This is a genomic window from Cryobacterium sp. TMT2-10 (genome assembly GCF_004403075.1).
GTDB lineage: Bacteria > Actinomycetota > Actinomycetes > Actinomycetales > Microbacteriaceae > Cryobacterium > Cryobacterium shii.
Window position 1 is genome coordinate 1 of the sequence record NZ_SOGW01000011.1, and the last position, 12,046, is coordinate 12,046.

Annotated in this window: 14 protein-coding genes; 12 read left to right on the forward strand and 2 right to left on the reverse strand. The window is 70.3% G+C overall.

Annotated features, from left to right (window positions below; all coding sequences use genetic code 11):
• From E3T37_RS00940 to E3T37_RS00950, 3 genes are all read left to right on the forward strand, one after another.
• Positions 1-537: HNH endonuclease signature motif containing protein (locus tag E3T37_RS00940; protein WP_134364990.1), on the forward strand; the 537-nt coding region annotated here is incomplete at its 5' end.
• 38 nt (positions 538-575) lie between these two features.
• Entirely contained in the window at positions 576-779 is a 204-nt protein-coding gene (locus E3T37_RS00945; RefSeq protein ID WP_370292133.1) for a type II toxin-antitoxin system Phd/YefM family antitoxin, read from the forward strand.
• The gene (locus E3T37_RS00950; protein ID WP_134364991.1) at positions 776-1,036 is read left to right on the forward strand and encodes a Txe/YoeB family addiction module toxin; all 261 of its coding nucleotides are present in this window, start codon (positions 776-778) and stop codon (positions 1,034-1,036) included. Before E3T37_RS00945 ends, E3T37_RS00950 begins: the two co-directional genes overlap by 4 nt.
• Before the next feature lie 27 nt (positions 1,037-1,063).
• Here E3T37_RS00950 and E3T37_RS16635 read toward each other — a convergent pair whose 3' ends face one another.
• Complete coding sequence (locus tag E3T37_RS16635) at positions 1,064-1,231, reverse strand: hypothetical protein (RefSeq protein ID WP_160141038.1); 168 nt, start codon at positions 1,229-1,231, stop codon at positions 1,064-1,066.
• A gap of 357 nt (positions 1,232-1,588) precedes the next feature.
• Between E3T37_RS16635 and E3T37_RS00955 the strand changes: the two genes are divergently transcribed.
• Complete coding sequence (locus tag E3T37_RS00955; protein ID WP_134364992.1) at positions 1,589-4,213, forward strand: excinuclease ABC subunit UvrA; 2,625 nt, start codon at positions 1,589-1,591, stop codon at positions 4,211-4,213.
• Positions 4,214-4,405: 192 nt separating this feature from the next.
• Positions 4,406-5,692, forward strand: a complete 1,287-nt coding sequence (locus E3T37_RS00960; RefSeq protein ID WP_134364993.1) for an ATP-binding protein — start codon at positions 4,406-4,408, stop codon at positions 5,690-5,692.
• An 18-nt stretch (positions 5,693-5,710) separates the two neighbouring features.
• Here the strand turns inward: E3T37_RS00960 and E3T37_RS00965 are convergent, their stop codons facing one another.
• Positions 5,711-6,448 carry a FadR/GntR family transcriptional regulator gene (locus E3T37_RS00965; protein ID WP_134364994.1) on the reverse strand — a complete coding sequence of 246 codons (738 nt, stop codon included), beginning with the start codon at positions 6,446-6,448 and terminating at the stop codon, positions 5,711-5,713.
• 171 nt (positions 6,449-6,619) lie between these two features.
• Here E3T37_RS00965 and E3T37_RS00970 point away from each other — a divergent pair, with 171 nt between their 5' ends.
• From E3T37_RS00970 to E3T37_RS01000, 7 genes are all read left to right on the forward strand, one after another.
• Positions 6,620-8,011: a GntP family permease gene (locus E3T37_RS00970; protein WP_134364995.1), complete on the forward strand. Its 1,392-nt coding sequence runs from the start codon at positions 6,620-6,622 to the stop codon at positions 8,009-8,011.
• A 34-nt stretch (positions 8,012-8,045) separates the two neighbouring features.
• The gene (locus E3T37_RS00975) at positions 8,046-8,603 is read left to right on the forward strand and encodes a gluconokinase (protein WP_134365002.1); all 558 of its coding nucleotides are present in this window, start codon (positions 8,046-8,048) and stop codon (positions 8,601-8,603) included.
• A 183-nt stretch (positions 8,604-8,786) separates the two neighbouring features.
• A complete protein-coding gene (locus E3T37_RS00980; RefSeq protein WP_134364996.1) occupies positions 8,787-9,245 on the forward strand; it encodes a hypothetical protein in 459 nt (152 codons plus the stop codon).
• 121 nt (positions 9,246-9,366) lie between these two features.
• On the forward strand, positions 9,367-9,822 hold the full coding sequence (locus E3T37_RS00985; RefSeq protein WP_134364997.1) for a hypothetical protein: 456 nt from the start codon (positions 9,367-9,369) through the stop codon (positions 9,820-9,822).
• A gap of 93 nt (positions 9,823-9,915) precedes the next feature.
• Positions 9,916-10,515 carry a DUF305 domain-containing protein gene (locus E3T37_RS00990; protein WP_134364998.1) on the forward strand — a complete coding sequence of 200 codons (600 nt, stop codon included), beginning with the start codon at positions 9,916-9,918 and terminating at the stop codon, positions 10,513-10,515.
• 12 nt (positions 10,516-10,527) lie between these two features.
• The gene (locus E3T37_RS00995; RefSeq protein WP_134364999.1) at positions 10,528-11,541 is read left to right on the forward strand and encodes a F510_1955 family glycosylhydrolase; all 1,014 of its coding nucleotides are present in this window, start codon (positions 10,528-10,530) and stop codon (positions 11,539-11,541) included.
• Positions 11,542-11,621: 80 nt separating this feature from the next.
• Positions 11,622-11,897 (forward strand): SHOCT domain-containing protein, encoded by a 276-nt coding sequence (locus E3T37_RS01000; RefSeq protein ID WP_134365000.1) that lies wholly within the window; start codon positions 11,622-11,624, stop codon positions 11,895-11,897.
• The last annotated feature ends 149 nt before the right edge of the window (positions 11,898-12,046 follow it).

Below are 12,046 nucleotides of genomic sequence, written 5' to 3' on the forward strand. Positions count from 1 at the left end.
AACATCACGGTCCCGGTGTTCAGTCTCATGGGTCTCAACGACGAACCGGCCCATCTGGAGGGTTACGGCCCGATCGACGCGGACACCGCGCGGCGGATCGCGGCTGGGGCGCCGAGCTTCACCCGGCTTCTGGTGCATCCGGAGACGGGGGTGGTGCTCTCGGTCGGCCGGGACCGGTACAAGGTGCCCAAAGACCTCAAGAAGTACCTGCGGGTGAGGGACGAGACCTGCCGGTTCCCCGGCTGCAACCGGTCGGCGGCGCATGCCGACCTTGACCATTCGCTGGACTGGCAGTTCAACGGGCTGACCGCCGAGGACAACCTCGCTCACCTGTGTCCGCCGTGCCATGCGCTGAAAAGCGAGACCCGGTGGACGGTGAAACACCTGGAGGCCGGCACCCTGAGGTGGACCTCGCCGAGCGGGCGCGCATTCGTGACCGAGCCGGCCACGGTCATCCGTGCGGTGGAACCCCAACCACCGCCGAAACCAGCCTCAGCATCTCTGCCGATGCCGGGTCCCGAACCCGCGCCTTTCTGAGTCCCTCGTGGGCGCCAGGCCACACTGGCGCCGAGACGCTGTCTGCGGTTGTCGATAATCGTGAGGAAATCGTCATCACCCGCGCCGGGCACGAGCCGGTTGTGATCGTCTCCCTCGATGAATACGAGTCGCTCAAGGAGACGGCCTATCTGCTGCGAAATCCGGCCAACGCTCGACGTCTTCTCGGATCAATCGAACGGTTGGAGTCCGGACGGGGCACCGTGAACGATCTGATCGAGTGAAATTTGTCTGGGACGAGGATGCCGGGAAAGACTATGAATGGTGGCAGTCCCAGGACCGCAAGATCCTCAAACGGATCAACACCCTCCTTCGTGACGTCGCACGAAACGGAAACGAGGGCATCGGAAAGCCCGAACCGTTGAAACACGGATTCCACGGCCACTGCTTCCGCCGTATTACCGATGAGCACCGTCTCATCTACAAGGTCGAAGGCGACGAAGTCCGCATCGCGGGATGCCGATACCACTACGGAAACTAGGGTCACGAAACAGAGGTCGGCGGTGACTCAGTCCTGCGACTTCTTCTGCTCGGTCGAGGCGAGGTCCGCGTCGGTCACCGGCGCGATCGAGTCGCTCCGGTTCCGGGGCAGGCGGGCCACGTAGGCGCGTTTCAGTTCGGCCCAGCGCACCAGGGAGACCTGGTTGGCCGGTGTCGGTTCGGTATTCTCAGCCACGGGAACCCTTAGTCTCGGTCGCCGTCAGTGCTGCTGCGAGGAGCAGGGCGGCGAGAAGCGAACTCACGCTTCAGGGCTGCCCATCGCAGGAGCGAAACGTAGTGGATTGTCGTACTTGTCGGATCGGCCATCGGGTCTCTCAGTCTCAAGCGTGGTTTGAACGGCACGCCGCTGAGCCTGGTTCAATGATATGAAATGGCGATCGAGATTGACACGGTTGCATCGGGATTTGTCACGGTTGAGCATCGAGATGAGTTACCGACCCACCACCATCAGTGGACGGGATCGCACCCCCTATGATAGCGCCGCCGACTCGCATCCGAGCATCTGCCAGACGCCCGGGCTAGAGTCGTGCGAATGCAACCGCCCCACACCAGCCCCGAATCCGCCGACGTCACCCGCAGCAGCACGGTCACCGGCTTCGTCCGAGTGCGGGGCGCCCGGGAGAACAATCTCCAGGACGTCGACGTCGATGTGCCCCGGGACGCGATCGTCGCCTTCACCGGGGTCTCCGGCTCCGGCAAGTCCTCGCTCGCCTTCGGCACCATTTTCGCGGAGGCGCAGCGCCGGTTCCTGGAATCCGTCGCCCCATACGCCCGCCGCCTGATCCAACAGGGGCACACCCCGGACGTCGACGAGATCACCGGACTGCCGCCCGCCGTCGCGCTGCAGCAGCGGCGTGGAACCCCGAGCTCCCGGTCGAGCGTCGGCACCGTCACCACGCTCTCGAACTCGCTGCGCATGCTCTATTCCCGGGCCGGCACCTACCCGACGGATGCCGTGCGCCTCGAGTCCGATTCCTTCTCCCCCAACACCGTGGCTGGGGCCTGCCCCCGGTGCCACGGTCTGGGTACGGCGCACACCGCGACCGAGGCACTCCTCGTGCCGGACGTCACCCTGAGCATCCGTGACGGCGCCATCGCCGCCTGGCCGGGCGCCTGGCAGGGCAAGAACCTGCGGGACATCCTCACCGTTCTGGGCTACGACGTGGACACGGTCTGGCGAGACCTGCCGCGCGCGGCGCGCGACTGGATCCTCTTCACCCAGGAACAGCCCGTGGTGGAGGTCGTGCCGCAGCGGGACCGGGTTGCCAAGCCCTACCAGGGCCGGTTCTGGAGCGCCCGCAGCTACATCATGCACACTCTGGCCGATTCGAAGAGCCAGAGCCAGCGCGAGCGCGCGCTGCGCTTCGTCGAATCCGGCCCATGCCCGACCTGCGGCGGCAGCGGTCTCACCCCCGCCGCACTGCTGGTCACCGTCGCCGGGCACTCGATCGCGGCGCTCAACCGGCTGCCGCTGACCGAGCTGGCCGACCTCATCCGCCCGACCGCCGAGTTGCGCGGAGCCGATGCGGCCCGCCCCACGGCCGCGTCCGGCGAGGCCACCGAGGTCGGGGTCACCCTCACCCGCGACCTGCTCGGGCGCATCGAGGTTCTGCTCGAACTGGGACTGGGCTACCTGAGCCTCGGGCGCGCGACCCCCACCCTCTCCCCCGGCGAAATGCAGCGCCTGCGCATCGCGACCCAGCTGCGCTCGGGCCTCTTCGGCGTGATCTACGTTCTCGACGAACCCTCGGCCGGGCTGCATCCCGCCGACGCCGAACCGCTGCTGCTCGTGCTCGAGCAGCTCAAGGCATCGGGTAACTCGGTCTTCGTCGTCGAGCACAACATGGACATCGTGCGCCGCGCCGACTGGGTCGTCGACGTCGGCCCGGTGGCCGGCGCGGACGGCGGCCGGGTGCTCTACAGCGGGCCGATCGCGGGGCTGGCCGAGGTGCCGGCGTCGGTCACCCGGCGGTTCCTGTTCCCGGCCGACGCTGCCGACGCGGCCGCCGACGCGGAAGTTGACACGGCAACCGACGCTGCCGAGGCGGCCGCACCCGCCGACGGACCCGAACCGCTGCGGGTGCCCGAGAACTGGCTGGGACTGCACGGGGTCACCCGGCACAATCTGCAGGGCCTCGACGCCGACTTCCCGCTGGGGGTGCTGACCGCCGTGACCGGGGTCTCCGGGTCCGGCAAGTCCACCCTGGTCAGCCAGGTGCTGGCGGATGCCGTTCGCCACGCCCTCCATCCCGGGGCCGACGAGCCCGGCACGGCCGGGTCGGGCACGGAGGACGAGGACGACGACACCGACACCGACACCGATTCCAGCCCCCGCGCCACCGTCGACCGCATCACGGGTCTTGGCGCCGTCCACCGCCTGGTGCGCGTCGACCAGAAGCCCATCGGCCGCACCCCGCGGTCCAACCTGGCCACCTACACCGGACTCTTCGACGCGGTGCGGGCGGCCTTCGCGGCCACCGAGGATGCGCGAAGCCTCGGCTTCGGCGCCGGCCGGTTCTCGTTCAATGTGGCCGGCGGCCGCTGCGAGACCTGCGCCGGCGAGGGCTCCGTGAGCGTCGGGCTGCTCTTCCTGCCCGGCAGCTACGCACCCTGCCCGGCCTGCCACGGCTCGCGCTACAACCCGGAGACCCTGGCCGTCACCTACCAGGGGAAGACCATCGCCGAGGTGCTCGGGCAGAGCGTCGACGAGGCCGCGGCCTTCCTCAGCGGGATCCCCGCGGCAGCGCGCAGCCTGGCCACCCTGCGGGAGGTCGGCCTCGGCTACCTGCGCCTCGGCCAGCCCGCAACCGAGCTCTCGGGCGGCGAGGCGCAACGCATCAAGCTCGCCACTGAGCTGCAGCGGGCCCGCCGCGGGCACACGCTCTACCTGCTCGACGAGCCCACCACGGGCCTGCACCCGGCGGATGTCCGCCTGCTCCTGACCCAGCTGGGCCGCCTGGTCGACGCCGGTAACACGGTGATCGTCGTCGAGCACAACCTCGACGTGGTGGCCGCCGCGGACTGGGTCATCGATCTGGGCCCGGCCGGCGGCGACGCGGGCGGCCGGATCGTGGCGACCGGGACCCCGGCCACGGTCGCCGCGCATCCGCACAGTCGCACGGCCCCCTACCTGGCTCGCCGCCTGGCCGCCCGGTAGCCCTTCCCGTTCTCGTGGAGTGCCTCGCGGCGCAGGTTATGCACGGCGGCGCAGGCTGGAACCTGCGCCGCCGTGCATAACCTGCGCCGCCGTGCCGCTCGATGCCCCGGGCCGGCCCCGGGCCCGGGCCAGCCCGGCCGACCCGGCGGGTGCCATAGATTGGGAGTGACGTTGCAGCGCAAAGGAGCTCTCATGACCGGTTGGCGGATCCGCGACTTTCACTCGGACGACCTGGACGGCATCCTGCGTCTCTGGGAAGAGATCACAGCCGCCCGCACGGAGCCCGTCTACGGATTGTCCGAGGTGCTGGCGTCCTGCCAGAAGGACGACGCCGTCGTGGCCATGATGGGCGACGAGGTCGTGGGCGCCGCCGTCGGCCGGGCCGCCCACGCGCAGGGCTGGGTCGTCTTCCTCGCCACCGCACAGCGGGAGCAGGGCCGAGGCATCGGCACCGCCCTGCTGGCCGCCCTGGAGAAGAAGATGTCCCGGCACGGGCTGACCAAACTGTCCGCGCTGATGCCGGAAACGGCCACCCGGGTCGACGCGTTCGTGAAGCGCGGCTTCGAGGTCAAGAAGAACCTGCGCTACTTCGAGCGCCACATTCCCGTGCAGCGGGAGGAGCTGCGATCACTCACCGAGCTGGGCGGACGCATCCTGGCCCGCGACCTCTGGGAAGGCGTCGGCGGCATGCGCACCGAGAAGGAACTGCTCGAACGCCGACTGGTGATGCCGCTGGCGAAACCCGACATGGCCGAGCAGTACGGCGTGGTGCCGCCGAAGGCCGTCGTGCTCTTCGGCCCTCCCGGCACGGGCAAGACCACCTTCGCGAAGGCGATCGCCTCCCGGCTGGAGTGGCCCTTCGTCGAGGTCTTCCCCTCCCGGCTCGCCGCCGACCCCAAGGGCCTCGCCGGAGCGCTGCGCGAGACGTTCCTGAAGATCTCCGAACTGGAACACGCGGTCGTCTTCATCGACGAGGTCGAGGAGATCGCCGCCCAGCGCGGCGGCGAACCGCCCTCGGCCCTGCAGGGCGTGACCAACGAGCTGCTGAAGATCATCCCGGCCTTCCGTGAACAGCCCGGCCGCCTGCTGGTCTGCGCCACGAACTTCATCCGCGCCCTCGACTCCGCCTTCCTCCGGCACGGCCGCTTCGATTACGTGATCCCGATCGGGCTTCCGGATGCCGCGGCGCGCCAGGCCATCTGGGAGCGCTACGTTCCCCCGGCCACGGCCGGCACGGTCGACCTTGACCTGCTGGTCGAGGCGAGCGACGGCTTCTCCCCCGCGGACATCGAATACGCGGCCCGGCGCGCCTCGCAGGAGGCCCTCGAACGAGCGCTCTTCGAAGGCGCGGACGAGTCGACTCCCGGCGGCCCCGGCACGGACGACTACCTGCTGGCGATCCAGTCCACCCGCACCACCGTGTCGCCCCAGGTGGCCAGCGAATTCCTCGAGGACATCGAGCTGCTGGCGCGGCTCTAGCTCGAAGACCCGGCCGGCTCAGGCGCCGGCGGATTCCTCGGTGAACTCGGCCAGGGTGGCCTCGATCGTGGCGTACGACCACCGGTAGGCGGCATCCTCGTCGCGCTCGACTAGGGCCTCGGCCAGCTGGTTGTGCCGGTGGGCCGAGGGCGGCGTGTACTCGGTGATGGTGAACCGCTTCTCTTCCTGCCGGGTCCGGAGGACCGCCGCCACCGTGCCGGCGAAGTGTGCCATCACGCTGTTGCCCGACCCGATCAGGATCAGCGAGTGGAACCGGACGTCGGCCTCGAGAAACCGCGGTCCCTCGCCGGCCAGGTTGGACTCCATCATCGCCGCCGCCGCGGCCTGCACGGCGTCCAGCTGTTCCTGCGTCATCAGGCGGGCGCTGAGGCGGGCCGCGACCGGTTCGATTCCGAGCCGAAGTTCGAGCAGCTCGCGCATCTGGGTGTAGTACTCGGCGCCGCGACCCCGGCCGCGCCATCCGATGATCTGGGGGTTCATCAGGTCCCAGAATTCCCGCGGGAGCACCTGCGTTCCGACCCGCTGCCGGGGCTCGACCATCCCGAGCGACTGGAGCACCCGCAGCGCCTCCCGCAGCACCGAGCGGGAGACGGCGAAGTCGTCGATGATCTGGTCGAGGTTCAGGATGTCGCCGGGCGCATAGGCGGCGTCGACGATCTGCTGGCCCAGGGCGTTCAGCACCCGAGCATGCAGGCCCCGTTCACGCCAGGATGCTGCGCCCGCCCCACGGTTCATCTCAACTTCTCTCTCCGGGACCCGTGCGAGCGGCCCGCCGCCGGATGTCCCCCCGCGATCGTAGCGGCGTTGGTCACGACGACGTAATTCCTGTGCCACACTCAATTATCTGATTAATCAGATATTTGGACGATGGGGTCGCAGAGAAGCCGCCTCGGAATGGATATTCACATGAATTTCGCCCTTGCGGTCCCGGTGGTTCCGATCGAACCGGCCGGCAGCAACCTGCAGCTCATCATCGCGGCCCTCGTGGGCGTCGCCGTGATCATCGTGCTGATCACCTGGCTCAAAGTGCACCCGTTCCTCGCCCTCTCGATCGGCGCCGTGGGCGTGGGCGTCGGAGCCGGGCTCGCTCCGGCCGCCGCCGTGACCAGCTTCAGCACCGGCTTCGGCGCCACCATGGCGGGCGTCGGCATCCTGGTCGGTTTCGGCGCCATGTTCGGCAAGCTGCTCGCCGACTCCGGCGGAGCCGACCGCATCGTCGACTCCCTGGTGACCCGCTCGAGTGCGCGCACCCTGCCGTGGACCATGGCCCTGATCGGCGGCCTGATCGGCCTGCCGATGTTCTTCGAGGTCGGTCTCGTGCTGCTCATCCCGGTGATCATCCTGGTCGCCCGCCGCAGCGGACTCTCCCTGATCCGGATCGCCATCCCCGCCCTCGCCGGCCTGTCGGTCATGCACGGCCTCGTGCCGCCGCACCCCGGGCCCCTCGTGGCCGTGACCACGCTGGGCGCGAACCTCGGACTCACCCTCGCCATCGGCGTGCTGATCGCCATCCCGACCGTCATCATCGCCGGCCCGGTCTTCAGCAAGTTCGCCAGCAAGTGGGTCTCCGTGCCCGTGCCGCAGCTGTTCCTGACCAACGAGGAACAGGGCCTGGGCGAGAACGCCAAGCGCCCGAGCTTCCTGATCACCATCTCGGGCATCCTCCTCCCCGTCGTGCTGATGCTCGCCCGCTCGATCGCCGACGCGGTCAACCCGGGCTCCACCTCGCCGCTGAACGCCACCCTCGACTTCCTCGGCACCCCGATGATCGCGCTCGGCATCGCCGTCATCTACGCGATGATCGTCTTCGGTCGCGGCGGCGGCATGGACCGCACCGCGGTCGCCAAGTCGCTCTCCGATTCCCTGCCCCCCATCGCCGGCATCCTGCTGATCGTGGGCGCCGGCGGCGGGTTCAAGCAGGTTCTGATCGACACCGGGATCGGTACCGTCATCGCCGACGCCGTGGCCGGCAGCAGCATCTCGGTGCTCCTCCTGGCCTGGTTCGTCGCCGCGCTGATCCGCGTGGCCACCGGTTCGGCGACGGTCGCCACCGTCACCGCCGCCGGCATTCTCGCCCCCGTCGCGGCCAGCCTGGGCGGCACGGATGTCTCCCTGATGGTTCTGGCCATCGGCGCGGGTTCGCTGTTCCTCTCCCACGTCAACGACGCGGGGTTCTGGCTCGTCAAGGAATACCTCGGCACCACCGTCGGGCAGAACCTGAAGACCTGGACCGTGATGGAATGCCTCATCTCCGTCACCGGCCTCGCCGGCGTCCTGCTCCTGAACATCGTGATCTAACGTGTTCGCGAGAGCGCAACCGGTGCTCGTGATCATGGGCATCTCCGGGTCGGGCAAGTCCACCGTGGCCGGGCTCCTCGCCGGCCAGCTCGGCTGGGACCTCGAGGAAGGCGACGACCTGCATCCGCAGGAGAACATCGACAAGATGTCCGCCGGCCACGCCCTGAACGACGAGGACCGCGCGCCCTGGCTCGACACGGTCTCCTCCTGGATCATCGAGCACACCATGGCCGACGTGCCGGGCATCATCACCTGCTCCGCGCTCAAGCGCCGCTACCGCGACGTGCTGCGTGAGCACAACGTGGTCTTCGTGCACCTGGCCGGGTCGACGGAACTGATCGGGCGGCGCCTCGCCACCCGTCACGACCACTACATGCCGGCCTCGCTGCTCGACTCGCAGGTCGCCACGCTCGAGGCGCCCGACGCCGACGAGCGCGCCATCACGATCGACGCCGGCCGCGCCCCGGCCGAGGAGGCCGCGGAGATCGTGCGGCGACTCGGGCTCACCCCCCGGGCCGGGTCCTCGACCCTCGGCGCGGCGGAGCCGGGCAAGTCCTCGGTGCCGCGCGCTGCGGCGCCGGCCCAGGGGTAGCACCCGCAACAACGACGGTCCCCGCGGTCACGGCCGCGGGGACCGTCGCGTGCTCCCGCCGGCGGAGCCTGGTTTCTGACCTTCCGCTCCGAGTGCCCTATCAGCGAGCTATGACCGGCCTGATCGGCACCCCCGGTATGCCAGCATCGACCTCGCGGGGATCGACCCCATGGAGGCGTACTGATGACAACCACCGTTCACGGCACACAGATGCCACTCTCGACAGATCACCGGCACCCGGCCGCCGGGCCGGCACTCCCGGCACACTCCCAGCAGCTGCCGATCCGGAGGATCGTGGTGGGGCTCTCCCTCACCGTGCTCGCGGCCATCCACGTTCTGGACCTGCCCGGCAAATTCGCCGAAACGCCCTATCTCGCCGTGGCCTACATCGGTCTCGTCGTGACCGCGCTCGTCATCGCCGAAAGGCTGTTCGTGGTGGGTTCCCGCCGCGACTTCGCGGCCGCCGCATCACTCTCGGTGCTCGTGATCGCCGGATTCGTCGTCAATCGCACCGTCGGAATGCCCGGGGCGATGGATGACATCGGCAACTGGCTGGAGCCTCTCGGACTCCTCTCCCTCCTGGTCGAAGCCTTCGTCGTGTGGCAGGCCGCAGCGGCCCTGCTCACCCGCACCCGGCACTGAGCCGCGCCGGACGGGCACCGACGGCACCGGGCCGCGGCCTCGAGCGCGTACGCTGAGATTCACCCGCCTGACGTGACCGCGTGAGGCAAAGCGCCCGACGGATGCCGGAACGGAGGCAGGAATGACCCGCACTCTCGACGCGCGCACGACCCGCCCCCGGGCGAGTGCCGTCCGGCCCGTGATCCTGGCGGCGCTCACCCTGGCCGCCATGCTGCTCTGCCTGCTCGCGGTGCACTCCGCCGGCCACGGAGCCGGGCACGACATGCCGGCCGTCGCCTCGTCGTCGTCGATGACGGCCGTGCACAGCGCGGCTGCCCACGTCGCGGCCGCCCAGAGCGCAGTCGCCGACGTCGCTGCCGACGTGGCTGCCGCACCCGTCGGGGCGTCCGGCGGCGCCATGCTCGCGATGACCTGCTCCATCCTGCTCGCACTCGCCGCCGTTGTCGTGCTGGCCCGTCGCCCGTCTCTCTTCCAGCGCCTGCTCGAGGCGGGCGGCTTCGTCGTCGGCTCGTTCCGGGCCATCCCCCTGCACCTGCACCGTCCCAGCCTCACCCTGCTCTCCATCAGCCGCGTGTAGACCGAGACCCCGCCCGCGCACCTTCCCGGCTGCGCGGCTTCGCCGTCCCCTCGGCGTCCGGTTTCTCACTCTTCATCGATGAATGGACGAACAATGCTCAGAACTTCCCGCACCATCCGCTCTTCTCTGCTCGCCACCGTCGCGGTCGCCGCCGCCCTCACCCTGAGCGCCTGCGGCGGTGCGACGACCGCCACCGGGCCCGGCGCCGGCAGCACCCCGGCTGCCTCCTCCGCCGCCTTCAACCCGGCGGACGTCGCATTCGCCCGGATGATGATCCCGCACCACGAACAGGCCGTCACGATGAGCGACGACCTGCTGGCCAAGCACGGCGCCGACCCGCGCGTCGTCGACCTGGCCACGCAGATCAAGGCCGCCCAGGAGCCCGAGATCGACCAGCTGACCGCCTGGCTGACCGCCTGGGGCGCCGACGCCGGCGGCATGTCCGACATGGACCACGGCACCGACGGCATGATGAGCGATGCCGACATGATGACGCTCGGCAACGCCTCCGGCGCCGACGCCGACCGGGTCTTCCTCGAGCTGATGATCGGTCACCACGAGGGTGCGATCGCCATGGCCCAGACCGAGGTGGACGACGGCGAGAACGCCGACGCCCAGGCCCTCGCGAAGGCGATCGTCGCGTCGCAGACCGATGAGGTCGCCGCGATGACCGACCTCCTCGCCGCGCTGTAAGGGCCGGGCACCATGACCGAACGCACCGGCGGCATCCGCCCCCGCGCCATTCGCCACCGCGCCATCCGCCCCCAAGCCATCCGCCAGACGGGCACCGCCGTGGTCACGGCCGGCCTCGCGGTCCTGCTGGCCGGCTGCGCCCCCGGCACGGATGCCCCGGCAACCGCCACCGCTCCCTCCACTGCCGCCGCCGCTTTCGAGCACATCCACGGCCTCGGCACCGACCCGGCCACCGGGCAGACCTACGCCGGGACGCACGAGGGGGTCTGGGTCATTCCCACCGGGGCCCTCCCGGACAGTTACCTGGCGGGGGCCCCGCGCTCCGGCGCCACCGCGCTGACCCGCACCGAGGGTCCCGTCTTCGACGCCATGGGCTTCACGGTGGCGCCCTCCGGGCTGCTGCTGGCCTCGGGGCATCCGGACCCGGGGCAGAAGTCCGCCCTCACCGGGCCGAACCTCGGGCTGGTATCCAGTGCGGATGCGGCGGCGAACTGGGCATCCGTCTCGCTGGCCGGACAGACCGACTTCCACGACCTCGACGCGGTGCCCCTGGCCAGTGGGGCCCTGCGGATCTTCGGCTATGACGCCGCCGACGGGACCGTCGCGGTCAGCGACGACGACGGCGCCACCTGGGCGGCCGGAGCCACGCTGGCGCTGCGGGACCTGGCCGCCGACCCCGCGAACCCCGACCGGGTGTTCGCGACCACGGCCGACGGCCTGGCCGTGAGCGACGACGCGGGGCGCACGTTCGCCCCGATGACGGATGCGCCGACCCTCGTGCTGATCGACGTGGTCGACGCCGCGGCGGGCGGCGGGCTCGTGGGCGTCGACCCGGACGGCCGGCTCTGGCACCAGGCGGCCGCGGCCGGACCCTGGGCTCGTGACGGGCAGGCCGACGGCACGCCGGAAGCGCTGAGCTTCGTCGGCGGTTCCTCGCCGTGGATCCTCGCCGCGGACCAGCGCGGCGTTGTCGCCAGCGACGACTACGGACGCACATGGATCGTTCTCGTGCCGAGCCGGGCTTAGGCGCGACCGGTGGAGAACATTACCCCCGGGGGCATACTCAGAGTGACGAATCCAGGACTGCGGACGAGAGGACAACGACCATGATGTGGGGTTATGACGGAGGAATGGGGTGGGCCTGGTTCTTCGGTCTGCTCGCCATCATCGGGATCGCGCTGCTGATCGTCCTGGCCGTGCGGCTGTCGGCCGGGCCGGCCGCAGGGCCAAGCGCCGGGCCGCCGGCCGGACCGGCGCGGGAGATCGGGACGCCCGGGCGCAGCCGCGCCCGCCAGATCCTGGACGAGCGTTTCGCGAAGGGCGAGCTGACGGTGGAGCAGTACCGCGAGCAGATCCGGGCGCTGGGCGAAGGCGGCGAATGAAACCGATCAGCCGCCGGACCGCCCTCACTCTGGGTGGCCTGGGGGTGGCCGGCACGGTCATCGGCGGGGCGGGTCTGCTCTGGACCGGGCAGGGCGACTCCGGGCAGGGCGGCCCCGGGCAGCCCGCCGGCCGGCCCGCCGGCTCGGCC